General features: G+C 43.1%; 24 protein-coding genes, 1 other RNA gene and 1 pseudogene. 17 read left to right on the top strand and 9 right to left on the bottom strand.

Going from position 1 to position 25,993, the window contains the following annotated elements:
- Nucleotides 1-219 precede the first annotated feature (219 nt).
- The 6 genes from A3I5_RS0108000 (at nt 220) to A3I5_RS0108025 (ending at nt 5,489) form a co-directional block, all read left to right on the top strand.
- Complete coding sequence (locus A3I5_RS0108000; RefSeq protein WP_018374072.1) at nt 220-486, top strand: ACT domain-containing protein; 267 nt, start codon at nt 220-222, stop codon at nt 484-486.
- A 12-nt stretch (nt 487-498) separates the two neighbouring features.
- Nucleotides 499-1,836, top strand: a complete 1,338-nt coding sequence (locus tag A3I5_RS0108005) for a PFL family protein (RefSeq protein WP_018374073.1) — start codon at nt 499-501, stop codon at nt 1,834-1,836.
- A gap of 220 nt (nt 1,837-2,056) precedes the next feature.
- Complete coding sequence (locus A3I5_RS0108010) at nt 2,057-2,254, top strand: hypothetical protein (protein WP_018374074.1); 198 nt, start codon at nt 2,057-2,059, stop codon at nt 2,252-2,254.
- A gap of 222 nt (nt 2,255-2,476) precedes the next feature.
- On the top strand, nt 2,477-3,169 hold the full coding sequence (locus A3I5_RS0108015) for a histidine phosphatase family protein (RefSeq protein WP_018374075.1): 693 nt from the start codon (nt 2,477-2,479) through the stop codon (nt 3,167-3,169).
- On the top strand, nt 3,156-4,064 hold the full coding sequence (locus tag A3I5_RS11860) for a D-alanyl-D-alanine carboxypeptidase family protein (protein ID WP_018374076.1): 909 nt from the start codon (nt 3,156-3,158) through the stop codon (nt 4,062-4,064). Before A3I5_RS0108015 ends, A3I5_RS11860 begins: the two co-directional genes overlap by 14 nt.
- Nucleotides 4,065-4,361: 297 nt before the next feature.
- Nucleotides 4,362-5,489 carry an LPXTG cell wall anchor domain-containing protein gene (locus A3I5_RS0108025; RefSeq protein WP_018374077.1) on the top strand — a complete coding sequence of 376 codons (1,128 nt, stop codon included), beginning with the start codon at nt 4,362-4,364 and terminating at the stop codon, nt 5,487-5,489.
- A 474-nt stretch (nt 5,490-5,963) separates the two neighbouring features.
- On the opposite strand, the gene lacD is transcribed toward A3I5_RS0108025, so the two are convergent.
- From lacD to A3I5_RS0108055, 6 genes are all read right to left on the bottom strand, one after another.
- Nucleotides 5,964-6,968: a tagatose-bisphosphate aldolase gene (lacD, locus tag A3I5_RS0108030; protein WP_018374078.1), complete on the bottom strand. Its 1,005-nt coding sequence runs from the start codon at nt 6,966-6,968 to the stop codon at nt 5,964-5,966.
- A 198-nt stretch (nt 6,969-7,166) separates the two neighbouring features.
- Complete coding sequence (gene nagA / locus A3I5_RS0108035) at nt 7,167-8,318, bottom strand: N-acetylglucosamine-6-phosphate deacetylase (protein WP_018374079.1); 1,152 nt, start codon at nt 8,316-8,318, stop codon at nt 7,167-7,169.
- A gap of 11 nt (nt 8,319-8,329) precedes the next feature.
- A complete protein-coding gene (locus A3I5_RS0108040; protein ID WP_018374080.1) occupies nt 8,330-9,490 on the bottom strand; it encodes an SIS domain-containing protein in 1,161 nt (386 codons plus the stop codon).
- Nucleotides 9,491-9,529: 39 nt separating this feature from the next.
- Nucleotides 9,530-10,252: a GntR family transcriptional regulator gene (locus tag A3I5_RS0108045; protein WP_018374081.1), complete on the bottom strand. Its 723-nt coding sequence runs from the start codon at nt 10,250-10,252 to the stop codon at nt 9,530-9,532.
- A gap of 315 nt (nt 10,253-10,567) precedes the next feature.
- Complete coding sequence (locus A3I5_RS0108050) at nt 10,568-11,716, bottom strand: AraC family transcriptional regulator (protein WP_018374082.1); 1,149 nt, start codon at nt 11,714-11,716, stop codon at nt 10,568-10,570.
- A gap of 39 nt (nt 11,717-11,755) precedes the next feature.
- Nucleotides 11,756-12,460: a GntR family transcriptional regulator gene (locus A3I5_RS0108055; RefSeq protein WP_018374083.1), complete on the bottom strand. Its 705-nt coding sequence runs from the start codon at nt 12,458-12,460 to the stop codon at nt 11,756-11,758.
- Between the two features lie 509 nt (nt 12,461-12,969).
- Between A3I5_RS0108055 and A3I5_RS0108060 the strand changes: the two genes are divergently transcribed.
- The 6 genes from A3I5_RS0108060 to A3I5_RS0108085 all read left to right on the top strand — a co-directional run bounded on the left by A3I5_RS0108060 (nt 12,970) and on the right by A3I5_RS0108085 (nt 18,720).
- Complete coding sequence (locus tag A3I5_RS0108060; protein ID WP_018374084.1) at nt 12,970-14,751, top strand: glycoside hydrolase family 35 protein; 1,782 nt, start codon at nt 12,970-12,972, stop codon at nt 14,749-14,751.
- A gap of 3 nt (nt 14,752-14,754) precedes the next feature.
- Complete coding sequence (locus A3I5_RS0108065; RefSeq protein ID WP_018374085.1) at nt 14,755-15,240, top strand: PTS sugar transporter subunit IIB; 486 nt, start codon at nt 14,755-14,757, stop codon at nt 15,238-15,240.
- Between the two features lie 38 nt (nt 15,241-15,278).
- Entirely contained in the window at nt 15,279-16,193 is a 915-nt protein-coding gene (locus A3I5_RS0108070) for a PTS mannose/fructose/sorbose/N-acetylgalactosamine transporter subunit IIC (protein WP_018374086.1), read from the top strand.
- Complete coding sequence (locus A3I5_RS0108075) at nt 16,180-16,998, top strand: PTS system mannose/fructose/sorbose family transporter subunit IID (RefSeq protein ID WP_018374087.1); 819 nt, start codon at nt 16,180-16,182, stop codon at nt 16,996-16,998. Before A3I5_RS0108070 ends, A3I5_RS0108075 begins: the two co-directional genes overlap by 14 nt.
- Before the next feature lie 2 nt (nt 16,999-17,000).
- Nucleotides 17,001-17,405, top strand: a complete 405-nt coding sequence (locus A3I5_RS0108080) for a PTS sugar transporter subunit IIA (RefSeq protein ID WP_018374088.1) — start codon at nt 17,001-17,003, stop codon at nt 17,403-17,405.
- Between the two features lie 310 nt (nt 17,406-17,715).
- A complete protein-coding gene (locus A3I5_RS0108085; protein ID WP_018374089.1) occupies nt 17,716-18,720 on the top strand; it encodes an aldose epimerase family protein in 1,005 nt (334 codons plus the stop codon).
- A gap of 131 nt (nt 18,721-18,851) precedes the next feature.
- Here the strand turns inward: A3I5_RS0108085 and A3I5_RS11865 are convergent.
- Nucleotides 18,852-19,486, bottom strand: a pseudogene (locus tag A3I5_RS11865) (YdcF family protein).
- An 85-nt stretch (nt 19,487-19,571) separates the two neighbouring features.
- Between A3I5_RS11865 and tadA the strand changes: the two are divergent.
- The 3 genes from tadA to ppk1 all read left to right on the top strand — a co-directional run bounded on the left by tadA (nt 19,572) and on the right by ppk1 (nt 23,552).
- Entirely contained in the window at nt 19,572-20,054 is a 483-nt protein-coding gene (tadA, locus tag A3I5_RS0108095; RefSeq protein WP_018374092.1) for a tRNA adenosine(34) deaminase TadA, read from the top strand.
- 433 nt (nt 20,055-20,487) lie between these two features.
- Nucleotides 20,488-21,381 (top strand): Ppx/GppA phosphatase family protein, encoded by an 894-nt coding sequence (locus A3I5_RS0108100; protein WP_018374093.1) that lies wholly within the window; start codon nt 20,488-20,490, stop codon nt 21,379-21,381.
- A 32-nt stretch (nt 21,382-21,413) separates the two neighbouring features.
- Complete coding sequence (gene ppk1 / locus A3I5_RS0108105; protein WP_231869665.1) at nt 21,414-23,552, top strand: polyphosphate kinase 1; 2,139 nt, start codon at nt 21,414-21,416, stop codon at nt 23,550-23,552.
- Nucleotides 23,553-23,651: 99 nt separating this feature from the next.
- Here the strand turns inward: ppk1 and A3I5_RS12365 are convergent, their stop codons facing one another.
- Entirely contained in the window at nt 23,652-23,771 is a 120-nt protein-coding gene (locus tag A3I5_RS12365; RefSeq protein ID WP_018374095.1) for a helix-turn-helix domain-containing protein, read from the bottom strand.
- 174 nt (nt 23,772-23,945) lie between these two features.
- Between A3I5_RS12365 and ffs the strand changes: the two genes are divergently transcribed.
- Nucleotides 23,946-24,031: signal recognition particle sRNA small type (gene ffs / locus A3I5_RS12370), an RNA gene on the top strand.
- A 418-nt stretch (nt 24,032-24,449) separates the two neighbouring features.
- A complete protein-coding gene (gene ldcB / locus A3I5_RS0108115) occupies nt 24,450-25,205 on the top strand; it encodes an LD-carboxypeptidase LdcB/DacB (protein ID WP_018374096.1) in 756 nt (251 codons plus the stop codon).
- A gap of 309 nt (nt 25,206-25,514) precedes the next feature.
- Here ldcB and A3I5_RS0108120 read toward each other — a convergent pair whose 3' ends face one another.
- On the bottom strand, nt 25,515-25,874 hold the full coding sequence (locus tag A3I5_RS0108120; protein WP_018374097.1) for a DUF956 family protein: 360 nt from the start codon (nt 25,872-25,874) through the stop codon (nt 25,515-25,517).
- Nucleotides 25,875-25,993 lie beyond the last annotated feature (119 nt).

Consider the following 25,993-nt stretch of genomic DNA (forward strand, 5'->3'; position numbering starts at 1 on the left):
AAAATAAGGCCATAGAGGTTTGATAATGAACTTCTCACAATTATTGCTTATCTGTAGCTAAGTAGTTTCCCATCGTTCACCTTTTACTGTTTTTATCAGGCTTTGGCTTGCCAAAATGCGTTTTTTTCTCTAAACTAGTGAAAAAAGATAGAGATGCTCAGCTGAGAGAGCCTGATAGGTTGTTCTAGCTGGGCTTGGATTTTCAAGGAGGAGATAGGTGTGAAAGCTATTGTGACGGTTGTTGGTAAGGACAATTCAGGGATTGTGGCAGGGGTTGCAGCTAAGTTGGCTGATTTGCAATTTAACATTGATGACATTTCTCAGACAGTTTTGGATGGTTATTTCACCATGATGGCTATCGTATCAAGCGAGAAGGCTGTTGATTTTACAGCGGTCCGCAAGGCTTTGGAGGCTTTTGGCCAGGAGCTCAATGTCAAGATCAACATTCAGAGTGCAGCGATTTTTGATGCGATGCACAATCTGTAAGGAGCGCTAACTATGGATATTAGACAAGTAACAGAAACTATCGCCATGATTGAGGAGCAGCACTTTGATATCCGAACCATCACCATGGGAATTTCCCTCTTGGACTGCATTGATGCGGATATAGATAAGGCAGCGGACAAAATTTATCAGAAAATCACGACCAAGGCGGCGAATCTAGTGGCGGTAGGTGATGCGATAGCGGCTGAGCTGGGGATTCCTATTGTTAACAAGCGTGTGTCAGTGACTCCTATTGCTATTATCGGTGCGGCGACAGAGGCGACGGACTACCTTCCATTGGCTCATGCTCTGGATCGGGCCGCCAAGACGATTGGAGTAGACTTTATCGGTGGGTTTTCAGCCCTCGTGCAAAAAGGTTATCACAAAGGGGATGAGATTCTCATTAACTCCATTCCGCAGGCTTTGGCTCAGACAGATAAGGTCTGCGCTTCGGTCAATATCGGCTCGACCAAGACCGGTATCAACATGACTGCGGTTCGCGATATGGGGCGTATTATTAAGGAAACGGCTGAAGCATCCGATCTGGGAGCAGCTAAGCTGGTTGTTTTTGCTAATGCAGTTGAGGATAATCCCTTTATGGCAGGAGCTTTTCACGGTGTCGGCGAGTCAGACGTAGTCATCAATGTCGGGGTGTCAGGTCCTGGCGTGGTGAAGCGAGCTCTCGAAAAAGTCAAGGGTGAGAGTTTTGATGTTGTTGCTGAAACTGTCAAAAAGACAGCGTTTAAGATCACTCGTATCGGGCAGTTGGTCGGTACCATGGCCAGTGAGCGCTTGGATGTCAAGTTTGGAATCGTGGACCTGTCACTAGCGCCGACCCCCGCAATTGGGGATTCGGTGGCTAGGGTTTTAGAGGAAATGGGCCTTGAGATGGTCGGCACCCACGGCACGACAGCAGCCCTTGCTCTGCTCAATGACGCTGTTAAAAAAGGCGGTGTCATGGCCTGCAACCAAGTCGGGGGCCTTTCAGGTGCCTTCATTCCAGTCTCAGAAGACGAAGGCATGATCGCTGCGGTGCAAGCAGGCTCTCTCAATCTAGAAAAATTAGAAGCAATGACTGCTATTTGTTCGGTCGGTTTGGATATGATTGCTATTCCAGAAGATACGCCTTATGAGACCATAGCGGCCATGATTGCAGACGAAGCGGCCATTGGAGTCATCAACCAGAAAACGACCGCCGTCCGCATCATTCCAAAAGGTAAAGAAGGTGACATGATCGCGTTTGGAGGCCTTCTTGGTACTGCACCTGTCATGCGGGTTAACGGTGCTTCTTCAGCCGATTTCATCAACCGTGGCGGGCAAATCCCAGCACCGATCCATAGTTTTAAAAACTAGCTTAAAGGCTCAAACACAACTAGAAAACGCTTGCGAATAGGGGCTAAAAGGAATACAGTAGTATTAGATCGGGTCGGAAACACATGGAAAAAGTCATTTCCTTTTCATAACGGTCATTATAGTAAACTCGATTAGACGACGGAAAGGTCGGACTTTCAAAACATTTTTCGGTTTCTGAACAAGTCTATTGTAAACATGTGCAGTTGTTAAGGAGGATGCGATGTCTCAAAAAATTGGAATTATTTTTATGGCTGTTGCGGTTATGCTGGCGCTTTGGCTGATTTTTAACAGGGATATTTCTCAGTTGTATCAGCTTGAGGAGATAACTAATTATACGCTAACTAGGATTTTAGCTTTGATTTCATTGAGCAACTGGCTGTTTATTTTAGGTCTTGTTTTATGGAAGAAGAAAGATTAAAAGATATTTGATGCTAAAACTTGTAGCCACAAGTGACGTGCTTTGATTTCTTGGTAGTTAAGACTGTGTTTTCAAAAACGAGCGATGCGTCCGAAAAAAGTAGCCTTGAATGAAAGTGCTGAGTTGTGAATACAAGAGCTAAGGCTTGCTTTTGGCAGGCCTTTTTCTGTGTCGCATGGTATAATAGATATTATAGAAAGAAACTGATGATTGGAGAAGAGTATGGCAAAAACAACCCTCTATATTGCCCGTCATGGGAAGACGATGTTTAATACGATTGGGCGCGCCCAAGGTTGGAGCGACACACCGCTGACAGCGGCTGGTGAGCGTGGCATTCAAGAGCTGGGTGTAGGGCTGAAGAGCTTTGATCTCACGTTTAAAGAAGCTTTCTCCAGCGACTCTGGTCGGACTTTGCAAACCATGGAAATCCTTCTTCATGAGTTGGGGCAGACGGAGATTCCTTACACGCGGGACAAGCGGATTCGCGAGTGGTGCTTTGGCAGCCTAGATGGTGGGTATGATGCTGAGCTTTTTATGGGGGTTTTGCCACGTATTTTTGGTACTGAAACAGAGTTTCGCAACCTGACCTATGAAGAGATGGCTACTGGTATTTATGAAGCTGACACGGCAGGCTGGGCGCAACCTTGGGAGGTCCTCAAGAACCGTATCCTCTCAGGTTTTACTGACATTGCCCAAAAAATTGAGAGCCAAGGTGGTGGCAATGCGCTTGTGGTTTGCCACGGGATGACCATCAGCACGCTGGTTTATCTTATCGCGCCTGAAATCCCAAAACAGAGCTTGGACAATGGTTCGATCACGGTTCTCACCTATGACAATGGTCAATTTACCGTAGAGATTGTGGGAGATATGTCTTACCGTGCTCGCGGTGCCGAGGTGCTTGATGGCAAAATTTGATCCGATTGAAAATTTGGTAGAAGACGCTATCAGCGAGGAAGAGCTGGGTGAGGAGCAGGATCAAGCTGCGCTGGAAGAATCAGATGTTCCTGATAAGCCAATCAGTCTTTTTGCAATTTTTGCTGGACTTTTACTGTCCTTAGGAGTGTTTATCGGCTTGATCTTTGCGCAGGAATTAATCAATCCACAAAAATCTCAGGCCAATCAACCCCTTGCCCAGGCAACTAGCACGACCAAGATTTTGAGCCAGCTCAACTCAACTCAGAGTTTGCCGAATCTTCCAACGGATAGTTGGGAGTTGGTTTTAGTTGGTCCCCATCATGTGACTGAGGAGATGACCCCAGAACTCAGTGAAGTTTCTGGCATTCTAGTTGACAGTCGGATTGCTGAGGCGACCGCTAATTTTCTAGCGGCAGCTCAGACGGTTGACCCAACTGTCCATTTGATTTTAGGCTATCGCAGTGTCGCAGACCAGTCTAGCCTTTACGAGTCTTTTATTGCCCAAGAAATGGAAGCCCAAGGCATTACGCGTGAGGGAGCTATTTCTTTTGTGAATGCTTATTTCCAAGCGCCTGGAACCAGTGAGCACATGACGGGGTTGGCGATTGATATGTCAACAGTTGACTATGTTAATCAGATGGATCCAGCTATCGCAGCCCAACTTGCTGCGATAGCACCAGACTACGGCTTTGTTCTGCGTTACAAGGAAAGCTATCAAGGGAAAACGGGAGTTGCTCCTGAAGACTGGCACTTCCGCTATGTTGGTGTTGAGGCTGCACGTTTTATGACCGACTTTGATATGCCCCTTGAGACCTTCCTAGTGCAGCTCCAACATCAGGCCGATCAAGTGAGCAAAGCTAGTGAGGAAAAAACAACGACAGAGGCTAGGAGATAAGCCAATGTCATTAAAATAAGCCTAACTATCTGGATATACTTTTTTCAAGAGGTGATATTCAGATGGTTATTTTTGGGTACACGAAAGAGGAATTTTTCCTCCTTTAAAGAGGAGTTATATATCACTTGACATCAAATACAATATATGGTCATGTTGACTGAAATCGTTTTGTTCTGGCTTGAGTACTTAATTTAGTGATATTGGAAAAAACTTTTCACTTTTTATATTTTCTTACGAATAAAGAGATAGAAGCCCTTTTGAGTGGGTTCAGAAGGAATATTTTAAGGAGACAACACCATGAAAAAAACGAACACGAGCTATTTCTTACTGGCTACAGCAGTTCTACAATTAGCCCAACCTTACATGATTAAGGCAGATGAGCAAGCAGGAAATACGCCTGCTGCATCAATAGCAGTGGCAGCTAACACTGCTGAGCCAGTAGCATTAGCCCAATCAGGAGATAATGCTGTTACCAAAGACGTTTCAGAAGCATCAGAGGATCAATCTAAGACAAATGATAATACTCAGCCATCAGAAGCAACAACCACAGTAGTAGATAGTGAGAAAAAAGAAGAAAAGACTGGAACGAAAGCAGCAACGACTGAGGCAAAATCTCTCAAGACACTAGACGACAGTAAAATTAAAACTTGGATCGAAAAGCACCAATTCCAATTCGTACAGACACTATTTCGCACGGATGGTGAGAGCAAGGAAATTCATGCCAACGTTGATGGTTATCAAGCTCCCTTTGACTTGACTGGCTATACTTACTTGTCTTCTATCATCACAACTACGGATAAAGGACCAGCTCTGGTTCACATTTACCGCGATGCGTCCTACATTGACAAGACTATTGTGCGGACAGAGTATTATGATGGCACTTCTGGTAAGAAAATTCAGGATGATCAGAAAGGCCAAGTATTTGCTGCGAAGATTGGTGATCGGAACTATTATTACGATGTTATTGTTGAGGAGAATGGTGAGAAGGTCTACAAGATTTTTTATATGACTGAGCAAGACTTTATCAATTACGGTGGCAGTAACTATTACGTGCGTCTGACAGACTACACCCGTTTTATTGATCAAGCCACTGGTCAGGAAATTGCGACTCAACAAGAAGGCTTTATCCCGATTTATGATGTGTCTGGTTACACATTTGCCTCCGCAGAAATTGTAGAAAAAGATGGCGTCAGCTACTTTGTGCAATCCTTTACCAAAAATGGTGCGACAGAAAAGGAGACAGGGGAAGATTCAAAACAAAAACCTCTGAATCAAAATGCAGTAGCTAAAAAAGCTAGTTCGCAGGCTACTAAAGCAAAATCAGCCTTGCCATCAACGGGTGAAGTTGCTTCAGTAGCAGGTTTTATCGGCCTAGGACTTCTTGCTATCCTTGCGATCTTTGGCATTAGCCGCCGTCGTAAATAAAAGCATACAAAATCCAGTCAATGTACAAAGGCAGACAAATTGAACTCGGACTAAAAACTCGAAAAAAAGATAGCCTTCCTTGTGTTCGATGCACACGCGGAAGGCTATCTTTTTTCTTTTTTTATTCATCTGAGCTGACAGAAAAGGTTTTGAGGGAATTAGAACCATGGAAGTACAGTAAAATCCTTGAAAGTCAGAAACTCTTGTTAAATGAAGACTTTGCATTCACCGTTCAATAGTTTCCTTTAAGACCAGTTTTTCATTGCTTGTTGTTCGAAAAACAATTTAATTAAGGATTTGACTTATGAATACAGGTTCTAAATGCTTTTCTGTAAGGTGGTTGTTTCCTCTTGATTTAATCCGTTTATAGTATTGGAAGGCGATGGTTCAAGAAAGCTTAAAGAAACACTTAACAAGCTTAGCGGTATTTTCCTATGAAGCACTTCTCAGAAGTTCAGCTATTTTTCTGTAGGCTTAAGCTTTGAGTTCGACCTTATCTGTCCAAGGAGTGGCTGCTTCGTTGATGACGGCATTAAGCTCTTCCATGTTTTGGCGCCCATGCTTTGCTAGCCAAGCGCGTCCTGCCTCATCACCGTCTTTAGCATACACTGCCACAGAATCAGCCCAAGTAGCACGACCACAGAGAACGCCGTTAAAGGTGGAGCCGGCCTCTTTGGCAAAGCGCAGCGTATCTTGGAAAAGTTTAGCTGAAACACCTGCGCTAAGAAAGATAAATGGCAGGTGGGTCGCATCCGACTGAGCTTTAAAGAAGTTCAGCGCTTCTTGGCGTGTATGCAGTGGTGCTATACCGTCTTTGGTAAAACCTTCAACGTAAGCCATGTTGACAGGCACTTCAACCTTAAGGACATCGATATTGTAGCGAGAATCTGAGAAAAGTTTCATCGCTTCAATAACCTTATGCGGCTTGATTTTAGCGTATTCTTCCCCCTTGACATCACTATCGCTAGCGTCATAGGTCAAAATTTCGAGGAAGTAGGGAATGTCTTCTGCGACACATTCTGACCCGACACGTTCGACCCAGGCTTTTTTGATGTCGTTGACGTCATCACTCTCGTCAATGTCAAAGTAAATCAAGACCTTGACCGCGTCAGCACCTAATTCCTTGATGCGCTTAGCAGACCAGTTTGGCAAAAGATCAGGAATCCGACCGACTGTTGCTGCATCGTAGCCAGTTTTTTCGTAAGCAATGATCAAACCGCTATTTTCATGGCGCAATGCTGCCGCAGGCACACCGTATTCAGGATCCAAAAGGATAGATGTTGAAAATGGTGTCAACTCTTGAGAGATGAGTTCCTTGAAGTGAATGATGGACGAATCATCTGTAGAACCACCACCAGCTGTCATCATCTTTCGAAGAGCGCCGCGCTGATCAATAGCCAGCGCACCAATCACATCGTTGTTATTGGACAGGTTTTTTAAATGCTGTAACTTGCTAGGAGTCAGTTTTAAAGTTGTCATAATCATCCTTTCTGAAATGGTTTGGGTAGTGCGAGGTCAAATGGAAATCGTAAAAACCTCTTTTCCACAACAAAAGCGCTTATCATAAAGCTATTCACTGTAAACAATTCTTGGAATGCAGTCACTATGCCATTAAACTGCTAATTTGCTGGCCAAAAGAAAGTCCTTTATGCAAGTTCTTTGCTTGTGAATGAAGATTTAATGATTTTTAAAATAGGGTTGCCCATCAATGAAGGTCGCTTGAAGATTGAGCTCATCATCTAGAACGATAAAGTCGGCTGGATAACCAGGGTCAATCTTACCGCAGCGGTCGTCAATGCCAACTGAGGCAGCTGGGTTGAGACTGGCCATACGAAGGGCCTCAGCTGGGGTGGCATTGCCCCACTTGACCACGTTTTGGACAGCTTGGATGAGTTCAAGTACAGAGCCAGCTAGACTACCGTTGTGCTTGAGTCGGGCTGTACCATCTTTCACGATAACGTCAAATTCACCGAGGGTAGACTCGCACTCACCCATACCACCTGCCCGCATGCAGTCGGTGATCAACACAGTCTTTTTAGGACCAGCAGCCTGCATGACGATTTTAGCAGAAGCAGGATGAACGTGATGCCCATCGCAAATCAATTCATCAAATTGACCAAGAGTAAGAGCAGATCCGACGACACCAGGTTCGCGGTGGTGAAGCCCCCGCATGCCATTGTAGGTGTGGACAAAGATATTGGCGCCAGCCTCAACAGCTGCACGGCATTCTTCATAGGTGGCATCCGTGTGGGCAATGGCACTATAAATGTTCATGGACTTAGCCTGCTTGATAAAGTCAATAGCTCCCTCGCGCTCTGGTGCGAGAGCAATTTTCTTGACCCAACCGTGGGATTTTTCCTGCCATTCTTCTAGGTAGTCAATGTCAGGATCGCTCATATAGCTTGGGTTTTGAGCGCCCTTGTAAACCTCGCTAAAGAAAGGTCCCTCTAGAAAAATTCCCTGAATTTTAGCGCCAGGAGTATTCTTGGCATGTTCGCCAACAGTTTGGCAAACAGCGTTGAGAAGTTCACGTGGAGCGGTCAAAGTGGTAGGTAGGTAGGAGGTTACTCCACAAGATGGCAGACCGTCTGAGATAATACGCAGGCTCTCGGCCGAATTGTCCATAACGTCGTGGCCCATAAAGCCATGAATGTGGGTATCAACGAGGCCAGGGGCAATGCTAAAGCTACTGTAATCTAAAATAGTACCATCCGTTGGTTTATCGGTCTGATAGCTACCAAAAGTACCATTATCAAGAATGGGGAGATAGCCTGGTCCCTTGATTTCATCAGTAAAGTAAAATTGTTTTGCAAAAAGATAAGTTGTCATGATTTGCCTTTCTAAGTAAAGGGATGAATGGTAACTCCTTTTACGACACGATTGACAGTGCCGCTTGGAGATGGTGTGTCAGGTTTATTGTCTACCTTAATGGAGGTAAGGAGTGCAACTGTCTGACCGAAAATAGCATAGGGCAGAGCTAGATAACCATCAGGGATATTGGCCAGTTCAGCGTCCAGAGTAAAGCTGTTTCCATTAAAGGTGGTGTTCTGATTGATTTGAACGCCACAGACCAGAGAAGCAATATCATCGCTAGCTAATTCATTGAGGATATCAATGTCGTATTGGCGGGTGTAAGAATCATTGGAGACAAAGACAAAGACCAGAGATTTATCGTTGACGAAGGATTTTGGTCCATGACGAAAGCCCATCGAAGAGTCAAAGGCAGTAGCAATACGGCCAGCGGTCAATTCTAAGATTTTGAGTTGCACTTCACGGGCAAGTCCAGCTAGAGCACCAGAGCCGAGATAGATGACACGGTCAAAATCTCGGTTGATGTAGGCTTGGATTTTCTCTTCTGATTCAATAATGCTCTTTCCTGCCTTGACAATAGCCTTGACATAGTCTTCTTTGGAAGTCAGATCCGTCTGATCAAAGACCAAGATAGCTGTGAGAGACATACAAGTGAAGCTCCCTGTCATGGCAAAGCCAGCGTCGTTGGAACGCTCAGGCATCATGAGCAGAAGATTACGCTCGTCATCGCTAGCTTTTTGAGCCAGTTTGCCCTCTGGCGCGCAGGTAATGGTAATCTGATAGAAATCGTTGACGATTTGCTGGCCCAACTCAACGCTGGCGACACTTTCAGGAGAGTTACCAGAGCGCGCAAAGGAGACAAGAAGCGTTGGCTCATCGCTCTTGAAATAGTCTTGAGGATTTGAGACCAAATGTGTTGTGGCTACTGATTGGAAGTCAAAGTGCTTCTCATCACCGACTCGCTTCAGATAAGGTAAGATAGTGTCTCCAACATACTGAGACGTTCCAGCACCCGTAAAAATAACGCGTAACTTGGTTGCTGGTAATTTGTCAAGAAAGGCTGTGATACGCTCAAGATTAGCCTTGTAATAGTCAAGAGTCTCCAGCCAGAGTTCAGGTTGCTGACGAATCTCGCGAGTCGTGATCTCGGCTCCTAGGGACTCCAATTCAGCGGTTGATAAATGGAACATATATGCTCTCCTAATGGTTTGATTGGTAAAATAGCTTGATTACTGGTTTTGATAATGCCGCACCTGATAGTAGAAACAATCGTGCCTAGCGACACTGCGCGTGTACTCGACAATGGTACGGTCTGGATTATAGGCTTTTCGCGTCAGACTGAGACAAGCGTCACCTGCTACAGCGTCTAAATGGGCTGCCTGTTCCTTGCTTAACAGATCAGCTGTAAAAATCTCATCTGCAAATAAAATGCGTTGGTCATAAGCGGTTTCAAATAGTTCGTAGAGAGACTGCTCTTCCAGCTTATGGCTGATTAAATTCGGAAAAAGCTGGGCGGGTAGATAAGTCATTTCCAGCATCATTGGCCGTTTATCTGCTAAGCGAAGCCGATAAAGATACCAGACAGGTGTCTGTTCAGGGATTTCAAGCTCTTCTGCGACAAAAGTATCAGCGATGACTTGCCCAAAACTGAGTATCTTACTGCTGGGGATTTTTCCAATAGCCTGCATTTGTTCGCTAAAACTATAGCCCATACTGAGCTTCGGACGATCCTGCCAAGCATCGGAGGTAAAGGTTCCTTTGCCATGTTGTCTGGAAATATAACCGAGACTCTCAAGATGGTCTAGAGCTGTACGAACAGTCGTTCGACTAACGTCATATTGTCTACAGATTTCCCGCTCAGATAGAAACTTTTGAGGACTCTCTAGCTGTTTAATTTTTCGAATGAGCTGCTCACTCAATTGAAGGTAAAGGGGTTTTGGTTCAATCATCATTCATATCTACCTCCCAACTGGTAGTGACCAGTTACCTATATTGTACCTCTTTGCCATAGAGAAAGCTAGGGAATAATTTACCAAAATTGAATAACTTTTTAACGAAAAAGCTCAAGTGTAAACTGGCTTAAAAGATAGAGCAACGTTGCTTAAAAAAGCATGCCAGGTGATCCTCTGATTTTGTGACAGCTTTATTCTAAATTTTAATGTTTATAAGCGAGAGACTGAGGCATGTTTTTGAAGTGGAAAGCTGTGCTTTTTTTATACGTTGAAGCATTATAAAAAACGCCAGCAAAATGGCGTTTTTTGAGGTTTTTAAATTTGTTTGTAGAGTTTTTTAGCGTAGCTAGATGGGGAATAGCCTAGGGCGTGTTTAAAGGATCTTGAGAAGGCTGGAAGAGAGCGGTAACCAACTAAAAGTGCAATTTCTGTGAGAGAGTAGCTTGAGTCACGCATTAGAATCTTGGCTTGTTTCAGACGTTGCTCTTCAATATAGGCATGAGGCTGCATGCCTATATAGCGGTGGAAGAGGGATTGAATGATGGAGCGCGACATCCCAAAGGCTTGGGTCACATCAATAACGCGAGCCTCAGGATGTTCTTTGATGTAGGCTGTGATCTGCTGAGCTAGATCTTGATCATACTTCTCCTTCATGGACGTTCCTTTGGACGGGGAAGGGCTGGTCTCGCTAACCAGAGAAAGGATGAATAATTTTAAGCGAGCAAGCAAGTGATCGCTTTTGTAAGGAAGGCTCTCCTCTTCGCTAACTCTAATAAAGGTTTCTACCTGAGAAATTTGTCCAGAATTGAGGTGGAATACCTTATCGAAAAACTGTGGATCTGTCAAGGTCATATCAAAGAGGATAGTGATATAGGTTGTCGTCTCGTCCGTTGTAACAGCCTGAGAATGAACTTGGTCTTTTTGATATAAGATGGCGTCATTCTTTCCAAGCTGGTAAGTCACCCCATCAACCGTGGTTTCTAGCTGTCCCTGCTCAACAATAGTTAGTTCACAAAAATGATGTTGCTCCGGTCCGAAATGATAAGGGGCTTTTTTTACCTGATAGTAAAGCGTGAAAATCTCTGCGATTTGAATGACAGGAGCAATAGGCTCCCAAGAAATTTCGCAAGATAAAGTGGTTTCAGATTCATCTGAAAAAGGAGCAAGCTTTTTTTCAATGACACTTACTTCAGAAACACTCGTCAAGTTGTAAAAGATACCAGGTTTGATTTTGATGGTGCCATGGAGAATGAATTTCTCGTAAGGGCCCTCTGGATTTTCGGAAACGACTAAGAGAGTAATGCCTGATTTAGCCGAGACAAAGACTGGTTTTTCACTTGATAAGACAGAGGACACGCTATTTTTGGTCAAAGAGATACTGCTAGCTTGGTAGGACTTAGGTCCTGGTCCAGAAACAGATTTAAAGTAAAGGTTCTTATCGATTGCGGATGTCTTTGTAAACATAGTAGGCAGCCTTTCAATAAATTAGAGCAAAGCCGGAGGTCAGTCTGAGGATAGTTTGAACTTGTAAAAGTCCCATTTTTTGTAAGATTCTACATATTCAAAGACCTGCTGACTGGTCTCGTTAAAGGTTGTATGAACTTGTAAAACAGTGGGTTCAGTTGGATCAATCTCTAAGATTTTAGCGATAGAATCTGGCGTAGGGAAGCTAATCTCGTTAGTTTCGATAAAGGCTTCCTCGTTGAGATGAAGGTCATATGCCGTCTTGAAATGCTGGTAGATCGAACTGTAGTAAGAAAGGTCATTCTTGCTGGTGTCAATAAATTGCTCAGGGATAAACGATTTTTGATAAATATAAGGCACTCCCTCAGCGCGACGGAGACGTTCAATGCGGAAGTAGGCGTCTTTTTTACCAAGCTTTAATAAGTTAAGGATAGCAGGGTCTTGCTCTCGGACAAGAGCTAGAACCGTGACATCGTCCTTATCGAAAGGAAAGACTTCCACATCAGAGAAGCGGACGCGCTTGCCTTTGCGGGCACGGGATACGAAGGTTCCCTTGCCTTGACGACGCGTCAGATAGCCTTCTGTGACCAAATCATTGAGGGCACGGATGACGGTTATAGAGCTAACTTGGAAAATATCCATGAGCTCGGCTTCCGTATAAAACTTATCGCCGTTTTCAAATTTTCCAGAGCGTAATTGTTGCTTGAGATCATTTTTGATCATCTGATATTTTGGGATTCTCATGATGGAAGTCCTTTCTAGTATGATTTTAGCCTTTAGAACCGACATTCACAAGCAAAATACTTTAATTCGGGGAACCGTTTTTCGGCAATCAAGGTTATTTTGAAAAATGACCAGTGAGCAACGTAAAAAGACACCTTGAATAAAAGTGTAGAGCTGTAAAGACGGGATCTTAAGCCATTTCTTGATTATAATATTAACATAATTTACACATTTATGAAAGAATAAGTCGGTTTTGCCGCTAAAATAAAATAATTGTCAAAAAAGAGATGGATTGGTTAAAATAGTAAGCTAAAATGATTAAAAATGTTAAAAAATCACCTTGACTTTTGATTCAGGTAGATATATTATATCAATATACGAAAGCGCTTTTAAAATAAAACCTGTGGACTAAAAAGTGGTTGTTGGCTGATTAGCCACTTCAATAACGATCAGTCTCAGCATTTTGAGACCTGTTGTCTGTCTTTTATGTGTTTTTTATGGTTTCATATCTTATGTAAGGAGGAATTTGGGTGACAAGGTTTGAAATATCAGATGAGTTTTATTTAGATGGCCACCCCTTTAAAATTTTATCTGGAGCCATTCATTACTTCAGGGTTCATCCAGATGACTGGTATCATTCGCTGTACAATCTGAAAGCGCTAGGCTTCAACACCGTTGAAACTTATGTAGCTTGGAATCTTCACGAGCCTCGAAAAGGGCAGTTTGATTTTGAGGGAATTTTGGATATCGAAAGGTTTTTAGACACGGCTAAAGACTTGGGTTTGTATGCGATTGTTAGGCCTTCGCCCTTTATCTGTGCTGAATGGGAGTTTGGTGGCTTGCCAGCATGGCTTTTGACTGAAAAGATGCGAATAAGGTCCTCAGATCCATGCTATCTCAAGCATGTGGCGGACTACTATGACATTCTTTTACCAAAGTTGGTTAAGCGTCAACTGGATCGTGGGGGCAATATCCTTATGGTGCAGATTGAAAATGAGTACGGATCCTTTGGAGAAGAAAAAGAGTACCTAAAAGCCTTGAAAGCCCTGATGAAAGAACGAGGTGTCAGTGTTCCTTTCTTTACCTCAGACGGCCCATGGCGGGCTACACTAAGAGCTGGGAGCCTGATTGAAGAGGGAATTTTTGCGACAGGGAACTTTGGTTCTAAAGCAGCTCAGAACTTTCAAGAGATGCAGGCTTTCTTTGATGAACATGGCAAGAGATGGCCGCTGATGTGCATGGAATTTTGGGATGGCTGGTTCAATCGCTGGAAAGAGCCGATTATCAGGCGGAATCCAGAAGAGCTGGCTCAGGCTGTCCATGAGTGTATCTCACTTGGCTCCATCAATCTCTACATGTTCCACGGAGGGACTAACTTTGGCTTTATGAATGGTTGTTCAGCCCGCGGAGTGACAGACTTGCCGCAGGTAACTTCCTATGACTATGATGCACTGCTTGACGAGCAGGGAAATCCAACAGCAAAATACTTTGCTATCAAGAGCATGCTCCATACATTTTATCCAGACTTGGAGCAACAAGAGCCGCTAATCAAGGAAACTCTCTCTAAAGAAGGGATTCCTCTCAAAGACAGGGTATCGCTTTTTGCTACTCTTGATAGCTTGGCAGAGCCAATTGAGACAGTTTACCCCTTGACTATGGAAGCATTAGGTCAGTCTACGGGCTATCTTCTTTACCGGACTCAAGTGGAAAACGACAGGTCAGAGCCAGAACGCTTCCGCATTATTGATGGTCGTGATAGAGCGCAATTTTTCATCAATGAAAAATTGGTAACAACTCAGTATCAAGCTGAAATCGGCGAGGACATCTTCTATCAGTTGGAGGATAGACTGAGCCAAGTGGATGTTCTAATCGAAAACATGGGGCGTGTCAACTACGGACACAAGCTCTTAGCAGAGACTCAGCAAAAAGGTCTTCGCCAAGGGGTTATGGCAGATCTTCACTTCTTGACTGGTTGGAGGCAGTACTGTTTATCGCTGGATAATACTGAAAAAATTGATTTTAGCGCTGGTTGGAATCCAAATCAGCCAGCCTTCTACCGCTATGAATTTGAGCTAGAAGAGTTGGAAGATACGTATCTAGATATGGCCGAGTTTGGCAAAGGTGTCGCTTTTATCAACGGTGTCAACCTTGGACGTTTTTGGAATGTGGGACCGATTCTCTCTTTGTATCTTCCAAAAGGATTTTTAAAGAAAGGGCGCAACGAAATCATCGTCTTTGAGACGGAGGGGATTGCGCCAGAATATATTAACCTAGTTAAACAACATCATTATAAACAAATGGAGGAGATATAACTTATGGCTATTATCGCAACTCGAATTGACGGTCGTCTGATTCATGGACAAGTCGCTAATCTTTGGACAACTAAACTAAACATTAGTCGCATTATGGTTGTTGACAACGAAGTGGTTAACAATGCTATTGAAAAATCAGGATTGAAGCTGGCAACCCCTGCGGGTGTTAAACTATCTGTTCTGACGGTTGATAAGGCCGCAGAGAACATCTTGGCTGGTAAGTATGATAGCCAACGACTCTTGATCGTGGCTCGTAAACCAGATCGTTTCTTGGGTTTGGTAGAGCGCGGTGTTTCCATTCCTGAGCTAAATGTCGGGAACATGTCTCAGACAGCTGAAACACGTGCTGTCACAAGGTCTATAAATGTCGTCGAGAAAGACATTGCAGACTTTGATGCGCTTGCAGCCAAGGGAGTTAACCTGATTGCTCAGATGGTGCCAGGTGACAGTCCTAAAGCTTTCATGCCCTTACTTGATAAGGTCAGATAATTTCGGAATCATTCAAAAATTTTTTAGGAGGTTACATCATGATTCAATGGTGGCAAATTCTTTTACTTACCTTGTACTCGGCTTATCAAATCTGTGATGAGTTGACGATTAATACGTCAGCAGGCTCACCTGTTTTTGCTGGATTTATCGCAGGTCTTGTTATGGGCGATTTAGGTACTGGTCTTGTGATTGGTGCTAGTTTGCAGCTCACCGTTCTCGGTGTTGGAACTTTTGGTGGGGCATCACGTATTGATGCGACATCAGGTGCAGTTTTGGCGACAGCTTTCTCAGTAGCACAGGGGATTGACCCTGAGCTTGCGGTAACAACGATTGCTGTACCGGTAGCGGCACTCTTGGTTTACACTGATATCTTGGGGCGTATGACCACAACTTACTTTGCGCACCGTATTGATACCGCAGTAGAACGCTTTGATTACAAAGGAATCGAACGCAACTATCTTCTCGGTGCCATTCCTTGGGCGCTCTCTCGTGCGCTTCCTGTTTTCTTGGCCCTTGCCTTGGGTGGTAGTTTTGTACAGACTGTTGTGGACTTTGTTGATAGTGTGAAATGGTTGGCAGCAGGGTTGACGCTTGCAGGACGGATGCTTCCTGGTCTCGGGTTTGCTATCTTGCTTCACTACTTGCCACTCAAACGTAATCTCCATTACTTGGCGGCAGGTTTTGGGATTACGGCTATGTTGACCGTTGTTTATGCGAACATTCAAAGCTTAGGCACTGCGGTTGCTAGCTACTTAGAACCAATCAATGGTTTGCTTCCAAAGGATGGTCAATTAAGCTTTGTCAATAATTTCAAGGGACTTCCTATGATTGGTATTGCGATCATCGGTGCTCTTCTGGCTATCCTTCACTATAAGAATAGCCAGCGCGTGACAGTTGTTGCACCAACGGCTTCTAATGTAGAAAGCGGGGAAATTGAAGATGACGAACTCTAATTACAAATTAACCAAAGAAGATTTTAATCAGATTAACAAGCGGAGTCTTTTAACTTTTCAATTAGGTTGGAACTACGAGCGGATGCAGGGTTCAGGCTATCTCTACATCATCTTGCCTCAATTGCGCAAAATGTACGGGGACGGCACACCTGAATTGAAAGAAATGATGAAGTTGCATACGCAATTTTTCAACACATCAAACTTCTTCCATACGATTATCACAGGTATTGACCTTGCTCTTGAGGAAAATGAAGGAGTGGCCTCTAAAGATGCGGTTAACGGGATCAAGACAGGTCTTATGGGACCATTTGCACCTATCGGTGACTCTATCTTTGGCTCCCTTGTGCCAGCTATTATGGGAACCATTGCAGCGACTTTAGCAGCACAAAGAAACCCAGTTGGTGTCTTTCTTTGGGTAGCAGTGACTATGGCTATTAATGTTTTTCGTTGGAAACAGCTGGAAATTGCTTACCGTGAAGGGACTAAACTGATCACTACCATGCGCGACCAGCTCAATGCTTTGGTTGATGCAGCCTCTGTTATGGGGGTATTCATGGTTGGCGCTTTGATTGCGACGATGATCAACTTTGAAGTGTCTTGGATGCCAACGATCGGCGAAAAAGTCATTGACATTCAAGACTTGCTTAACTCTATCTTCCCACGCTTAGTACCAGCTATCTTCACAGGATTTGTCTTCTGGCTTCTTGGTCGTAAAGGCATGACTTCAACGAAAGCTATCTTGATTATTATCTTGCTTGCGGTTGGCTTCTCAGCGCTTGGTCACTTCTTATTTGGGATGGCGTAATTATGGCAAAACAACTCGTATTAATCAGCCACGGTAGTTTCTGTGAAGGGCTCAAGGCCAGTACAGAGATGCTGATGGGAACACAGGATAATATTCATACAGTGAGCTTAGAGCCTTCTGAGAGTGCAGAGGACTTCCGGGCGAAGTTTGAGGCGCTCATTAAGGATTTTGACGATGTTGTTGTCTTTGCGGATCTTCTCGGAGGCACCCCGTGCAATGTCGCTTCGAGATTGTTAATGGAGGGGTATGACTTCGAACTCTATGCAGGCATGAGCATGCCGATGGTTATTGGCTTCATCAACAATGAATTGGTTGGTATGAATGAAGATTTGGTGGCATTTGCAACCAGCAATACCAAGAAAGTTAACGGCTTGTTAGCTCATCTAGACGATGAGGAAGATGAATAAAGGGTAGTTAGTAGATGCAAAGGCTTTTAGTTAACATTTAAGTGTAAATGTTATATACTAAATTTAAGCCTACAAACAGAAAAAGAGGGAATGAGACAGAAGCTGTGACTTCAGTGAAATCGCTTTCGTTGTCTCCCTCCCTGTATGGTTGAGAGTAAGACTTGTTGGCTATGCCAACTCAGTCTTACTCCTGCAAAGATCATTAGGTGCTTTAGCGCCAATGAACCACTGCTACTGTTCAAACTATAAACGAAACGAGGCTGAGTACATTGGACTTAGCCTCGTTTGTAACTAATCTAAAGGAGATTTTATGACTGTTGAAATGACATCTTTTGGAAGTGAGCAAGCCAAGCTTTACCAAATTAGCAGTCCGACAGGTGTCGAGGTTGCTGTGACGAATTTTGGAGCTCGTATTGTGTCTTTTTTAGTGCCAGATGGTGCGAGCAAACGAAACATTGTGGTCAGCTACGACAGTGATGAGGCTTACCGTCAAGAAGACATTTATATGGGAGCTATGGTCGGTCCTGTCGCAGGGCGCTTATCTGGTGCAGAGATTGAGGTTGCTGGCAAACGTCATCAGCTGACTGCAAATGAAAAAGGCAATAACCTGCACGGCGGACCTGAGAGTCTGCACGCAGCTTACTGGGATGCTGAGGTTTTGAACGAGACCAGTGTGGCTTTCTCAACTCTTTTGACTGATGGGCAAAATGGTTTTCCTGGGCCGATTGAGGTGCGAGTGATCTATCAGCTAGAGGGCAATCGCCTGACTTACACAGTTGAGGGGAAATCCGAGCAAGACACGGTCTTCAACCCGACTAATCATGTCTACTTTAACCTAGATGGTGACATCACCAAACCTATCGATGACCATCAGCTCAAGATTCAGGCCCAGCAGTACGCACCACTCAAAGAAGACAACACGCCTACTGGTCAACTGGAGTCTGTAGACAATACGGTTTTTGATTTCCGAGAATTGTCACCTATTTCGCAAGGATTTAACCGCGATGATTTGCAGCATCAGATTGCCCAAGGCTATGATCACGCTTGGGTCTTGGAGGGCAATGCTCCTCAGGTTGAGGCCAAATCAGGTGATGGCAAGGTTCGACTAACCTTGGATACGGATTTACCCGCTGTGGTCATCTATACTTACGGTTGGCCTGTGGCAGAAGGGCGCAGCATTGTGCCACACGGCGCCTTTACTCTAGAAACCCAAATTCTGCCCGATGCCTTGAAAAATCCTCATTTTGGTGACATCACTCTCAAAGCAGGCCAAACATTTACTAGCAGAACAAGCTTTGAAGTTTTTTATGAATGATGGAATTGAAATCAATTTCAGCTAACTAAAAAAGGCTTTCCAAGCTTTGGCTGAAACTAGCTACTGGATGGGATGGTTTTCGCTTCACCAAGTCACCTTTTAAGCGCAGGGTCTAAACTTGAACCCAGTTTTTATTTTGTATGTAGCCGCTCGCTGAGCGGTGTAATGTCGCCTTTTTCACCGTAATGACAGATACGGGGGTATTCTCCCCAGACGCGCGAGCGCCCAGTGGTCATCCAGTTGTCGCGTGTAATGGTTGTTTCCTGATAGGCAGTGTCAAATGTGTAGGGAATCATTGGAATATGCTGCGGTAAATGCTTGGTCAGTGTCCGCCACTGGCGACCTGTTGCATGGCTTTTGCAGATAAACATCAGAGATTTGATGGCATCAAAATCAAAGATTTTTTTGGCATAAAGCACATTTTCTAGGGTGTTGGTTGATTGTTTTTCAGCAACGATGCTAGAGCTAGGGATGCCTGCGGCGATTAGGTGATTGATAATAACACCGGCCTCCGTCTCACCCTGCCAGTCGGGATGTGCTGTTCCAGTCAGACTGCGCCCTCCTGTGACGATAATCGTTTTAGCATAGCCCTTTTGGTAGGCTTCGATCGCTTTTTCCCAGTGACCTGGATGAGTCCCGCTAAAGATAAAGAGAACATCGCAGGGTTGAGGCATCATTTTTTACCAAAGATTAAGGTAGTGAGAAATGCCATCTCCTCAGTAGATAAGGAAGGAACATCAGGTGATTTAGAAATTAAGGGCTTCATACGGGCCTCCTTTCTGACCGTTTGTTTGAGAGTTTAGTATACCACATCTTCTTACAAATTGATGATTTTCTGCTAAAATAAGAGTATGGAATATAGCTTAGAAGAAAAAGAAGTGTTTATGAGGGCAGCCTTGCAGGAGGCTGAAAAAGCCTTAGCTAATGAGGAAATCCCTATCGGTTGTGTCATTGTCAAGGACGGAGAAATCATCGGCCGTGGGCACAATGCGCGTGAGGAACTCAATCAAGCCGTTATGCATGCTGAAATTATGGCCATCAACGCAGCCAATACCCACGAAGGCAACTGGCGTTTGTTGGATTGTACGCTATTTGTGACCATCGAGCCTTGCGTCATGTGTAGTGGTGCTATTGGTTTGGCTCGCATTCCTCGGGTCGTCTACGGCGCAGCCAATACCAAGTTCGGCGCAGCTGGCAGCCTTTATGATATCTTGACAGACGAACGCCTCAATCACCGTGTTCAGGTGGAGGCGGGTATCCTTGAACTAGCCTGCGCAGGCATCATGCAGGATTTTTTTCGGCAACGACGAGCGAAGAAAACGAAAACGCAATAAGCTGATTGTCGTTGGAGAGGATCGTGTGACCTTGATCAGACGGCAAAAGAAAACGTGGGAACGTAGGCTTAAACGTTGTTCAACGGGCAAGGCGGGTTTTCTAGACAAATTGTCCGCTCAGCAGTCAAATAATAGCAGCATCATCTGAACGAAATTCAGCGAGCATCTTTAGGCGCAGCTGGAGTCCAACGGCTTACAGCTAGTGTACAACCACCTCGTTTTGAACCATCCCAAAAGTTAGACATTATATTTACGCGAAGGATTGAATCCTGTATTGGACAGAACTCAGTCCTTTTAGTTTTGTTTCGATATGTTTATTGTAATTGATTAGTGATCCAGATATAACAATTTATTGTAAAATTTAAGTAAAATTTCCTTGTCACTATCACTATCCTGCTATTAAGGGTGTATAATATGGCTATGGAGGACTTTTATGAACTACGGAATTGTCGACATAGGCTCAAATACAATTCGTTTGAACGTCTATCAGGTAGAAGAAAACGGATATACGATTCTATTCTCTAAAAAATACACAGTCGGTTTAGCTTCTTATTTTGAGGAAGACAAGCTCTCTCGTGAGGGAATTGAAGGGTTGAAAGTGACTATTTCTAATATTCTTGATATCAAGAAATCGGTTAAGATAGAACAAATGCTCTTTTTTGCGACAGCATCATTGCGAAATGCGACTAATAATCAGGAAATCATCGTTGAAGTCAAAGATGAGTTAGGAATCACGATTGATCTGCTGAGTCAGGATGAAGAAAGTAGACTAGGTCACATCGGAATTGAAGAAGTTTACGGTAAAACGGATGGTCTCTTTGTCGATATCGGAGGTGGTTCGTCTGAGGTTGCCATCTATCAAGATGATGGAATCGTTGGAGATGCTAGTCTGTCGATTGGAAGTCTGAGTCTTTCTAAGGAATTTGTCAAAGAAATATTGCCAGTCGAGGCTGAATTCTTTGCGATGCGCAACCATGTAAAAGGATTATTAAAATCTAAAACTGATTTAGGAACTTTTGAAACCCTGTTTGGAATTGGCGGCACTGTTCGTGCAATTGGACGTGTGATTCAGAGTATGGGTAAGACAGAAAGTAGCACTCAGTTTTCTGTAAAGCAATTGAAGAATCTATCGAAGAAAATGGTCTCATATGATAAAAGAGCATTTAAAACGCTTATAAAGATTGCACCTGACCGTCTTCATACTTTTGTACCAGGTATGGCCATTTTGTTAGAAATCTGTAAGAAATACGATGTTGAAATGGTATTTGTTTCTAATAAAGGTATTCGTGAAGGATACTTGCTAGATTATCTTGAAAAAAATAAATAAAGGAACGTATTGAGATGGTGTATTCCCCTTTTATGCAAAACAGAGAAATTGCTTGGTTGCGGTTTAATGAGCGTGTTCTTGATGAAGCACAAATGAGTGAGGTTCCTCTATTAGAGCGACTAAAATTTATTAGTATTTATGACAGTAATCTCGATGAATTTTTTATGGTTCGAGTCGGAGCTTTATGTGATTTGAAATTGCTTGAAAAGTTCACTAAAGATTCCAAAACGGGAATGACTCCTGATCAACAGATCAAAAAAATCCTTGAGATAGTGCCTGCTATGTACCAGAAAAAAGATAGTATTTATCTCAAACTCCTTTCACAATTAGAGTTCCATCATATCCGTTCGCTGCGTTTTGAGCAATTGAGCGATTCTCAGCTAGAGTTTGCGGAGAAATATTATCATACACAGATTGAAGAGCTGATTTTTCCACAGGTCATTGATAAAAGGCATCCCCTACCTTTTCTAGAAAATAACAGACTCTACATCATTACGGAATTAGAAAAAAATGAGAAAAGCTTGCTTTGCTTGATTCCAATTCAGAAGCATCTTCCCAGTTTTTTGATGTTGACGGGTCACCAGGTTGGCTTTATCTTGATGGAAGAATTGATTTTAGGGAAAGTCGAATCAATTTTCAAAGACTACAAAGTTATGTCTAAAACGATTATCTCTGTCACGCGTAATGCTGATTTGAACGCGGACAATGAAAATCAAGATCTATTTGAAGATTACAAAGAGTTTATGAAGTTTATCGTTAAGAAGCGCAAGCGTCTTAGCACGGTTCGGCTGGAATCTCAAGGGAAGTTGCCCAACCATATTAAGAGCTTCCTCTTAGAAAATTTAAAACTAGATAATAATCACTATTTTGTATCACAGAGCCCACTAGCTATGGATTTTGTGTTTCCTCTCATCAATGCAGTTCCATCTGCGTACAAAGAAGAACTGCTCTACAAACCGATTCATGCCTTTAACCCGTTTCTGAACAGCCCATCAATTATCAACGAGGTGCGTGAAAAAGATCAATTTTTATCTTATCCCTACGACGATATCAACGGTTACATTCAACTTTTGAAGGAAATAGCAAACGATACGGACTGTCTGGCAATCAAAATAACGATTTACCGCCTAGCTAAGAATTCAGAAATTGTAAAATACCTTTGCAAAGCGGCTGAAAATGGAATTGAAGTGACTGTTTTAATGGAGCTAAAGGCGCGGTTTGATGAGGAGAGCAATATCAAGTATGCTGGCATTCTAGCTGAGGCTGGTTGCAACATCATTTACGGTTTTGAAGAGTATAAGACACATTCGAAGATATTTTTAGCTATCTTCAAAGATGAAAAGGATAATTTTAACTATATTACTCAGATCGGGACAGGAAACTATAACGAATCGACTTCCAAACTCTATACCGACTTTTCGCTCATCACAGCTAATTATGAACTTGGTTTGGATGCCAGTGACTTTTTCAAAAACCTATCACTTGGCAATCTCAATGGAAAATATAAGCATCTCCTACAAGCACCTACCAGTATGGGGCAACGATTCGAAGAGCTAATTGACATAGAGATTGCGAAAGGGCAGAATGGCTATCTTTTCTTTAAGTTTAATTCGTTAACAGATTACCATTTCATTAATAAGCTGGTAGAAGCCGCCCAAGCGGGTGTTCGAGTAAAGTTAATTATTCGTGGGATATGCTGTCTCCTTCCATGCATTGAGGGCAAGACAGACAATATTGAGATTCATAGCATTGTTGGGCGCTATTTGGAACACCCTCGCATTTATATATTTGGAAATGATGAATCTCAGACAATTTATATTGCTTCGGCTGACTTGATGACGCGTAATATGAAGGAACGTGTGGAAATTGCAGCTCCTATTTTTGATGCTAATATTCGTGCTAGAATTTTGGATTATATGGAAAAACAATTTAATGATACCGTCAAGGGACGTCAGATCCAGTCTACAGGTGATTTTTCCTTCATCAAAATGGAGATGGGCAGTCGTGCCCTATCTTCTCAGGATCAATTCATTCAAGAAGCTGAAGAAAAATACCAACTTCAACTTGATGCCGGTCTACTAGAGGAGGAAATTCACAAGGGACCATCAATAGAAGAAGTTGCATCCAGAAGAGGTTTTCTCGCAAAGCTCGTTTCATGGCTCAGAAAGTAATATCTCTCTGGCAATCTACAGGAGATGAGTCAAAGATATGCCATTAACATTGCTAGTCTGGTAGTTATCATTTTTTGAATGTCCTAATGCTAAAAATCGTTAGAGAGGTGCTTTCTGAATAGACAGAGCAATGTCTTTGAATGATTTCTGACTTTCCAATCCCAGTTGGATATCCATGCGTTCAGAAAGAGTTAAGTGTTTGTGTTTTTGGGATGTCATAGGAACCTCTTTCTTAGAAACATCTCAGACTTAATGCCACCATAATAACACATCTCACACTAACTTCCAGTCCCATGCCTCAAACGGAATTTACTTTGGGAAGTTACATCGAAAATTTAGGCACATACCCTTCAAATAAATCAGTTGCATATTTGGTGCATTATGATATAATATTCTTTGGAGCAACATCTTTGCGTGAAGCGGGTCAGAGGAGGAATCCAGCAGCCCTAAGCGAGGTAAGGTGTGTGCTCTTTTTCTGTGCATCCTAAAAACCCTTTGAAATCAACGTTTCAGAGGGTTTTCTTTGGAATTGGATAGGGAGAAGGGGCAAAAAAGGGGCAGGTTTTATAAAATCCAATTGATTGAAGTGAGGGTGATATGCCCGTTTCAGAAAAGGTATGTAAGCCCCTGTATCTGTAGTTTAACATTTTTATTTAAGGCTACTTTTCTGTCAGTCATCGTTAATACGTGTTCCATTAAAAAATTGCTTCGATTCTCGAAAAAGGCTTTCTTAAATCAAAAATCCTACCTGTGGTTACAAGAACTAATTTGAAACTCTAACTTCAGTTTCTTAGTGAGTTCCAAAAATATCTGTAGCATCACCTTTTAATTTTGTTTCCCAAAAGTGTTGGAAAGTGTTACAATTACAATGATAAGAATCGACAATGGGAGGTCTAGATGAAAAAGTATGCCTTAGTTTTACTTGGTTTGTTCGCCTTATTTTTAGGGGCTTGTGGGCAAAAAGCAGAGCAGAAAAACGAGCCCTCAGCAGCGGTATCATCCAATCAGAAAAAAACGGTGAATAAGTCTAACAACCACTCAACAGAAACGCAACAAAGCAGTGTTTCTAGATCTTCAACATCCTCTACGGAGGAAGGGGAAGTCACACACAACGGCACCTACTTTAGTGTTAAAAATAAATACGGTGACGAAATCATCATTGTGAATAAAAAACATCCTTTATCAGCGGATTATGCACCTGGTGAAAATCCTTCGGCTGTGGCAGCCTTTCATCAATTAAAGGCAGATATGCAGGCTCTGGGGTATCCGATCTCTGATAACTACAGTGGTTTTCGCAGTTATGCCTATCAAGCAACGCTCTATCAAAGCTATGTTGATCGTGATGGACAAGCTGCTGCTGACCGATATTCAGCTCGTCCAGGCTACAGTGAACATCAGTCCGGTCTCGGTTTTGATCTGATTGACACTTCGGGTAATCTTTTAGAAGATTCAGCCTCAGTGGATTGGCTTAAAGCCCATTCCCATGAATACGGGTTTGTGATGCGCTATTTACCAGGTAAGGAAGCCATCACAGGCTATATGCCAGAGACTTGGCATATCCGCTATATCGGCCAAGAAGCGACGGATATCTATGAGTCTGGCTTGACTCTGGAAGAATATTATGGTGTTGAAGGTGGTGACTACGCTGATTAAGAATACCAACCTGTAAGAGGGCGTACGAGAAAATTCTGTTAACCCTAAAAATAATAAAGGCGGGGCAACTCTTTCTTAGCTGGTCGGTATAAATTGTCTTGTTCACCTCAAAGAAGGGCTGGAGTTCGTCTAACAATCCCTTTTGATTTTCTTTGACTGCCAAGCAATATCTGTCTGCTTTTTGATAATTTTATGAGTGCTGTGGCCTCATTACTCTTGTCATCAGATAACATATCTCTAAATCGGTCGCATGGGCAGAAAGAATATGTAGGTTTTTTTGAGTCGGGCTACCGTTGCTTTTTAGTTCAATTAGGATTTCTTGAAGAAACCAGCTATTTTTTGCAAAAGTGTTGGGAGTTTGATAACTTTGTCATTCCCTAATTTCTCGCGGGCTATTTTTAAGATCTTACCGGAGTCTTTTGAAGCGAAGAGAAAACGTCCCTGTTCGGTTTGTACTTCAAAATGGCGACTGATTTTTTTGCCTGAGACATTAGCTCCGATATGTTGAATAGACTGCCAAGACATTTGGATATAGTGCTCGACATTGACATCGGAGTAAAATTCGATAGCCTTGTCGCCGATTAGGAATTTGCCAACCTTGTTGCCAAAGCCCATATAGCTAACACCTGTGGTGTGTAAGTCTATCTGGGAATTAAGTGATTGTGCCATGATAAATCTTTCTAAGAATTATTTTTTGCTTATTGCCTTATAATATCATAAAGGAAAAGGGTGTAGGACAGACTGCTCTGATGGCTCACCATCGCTTCCCAAGAGCTTATAATCGAGGA

The organism is Streptococcus merionis DSM 19192 (assembly GCF_000380085.1).
GTDB classification, from domain to species: domain Bacteria; phylum Bacillota; class Bacilli; order Lactobacillales; family Streptococcaceae; genus Streptococcus; species Streptococcus merionis.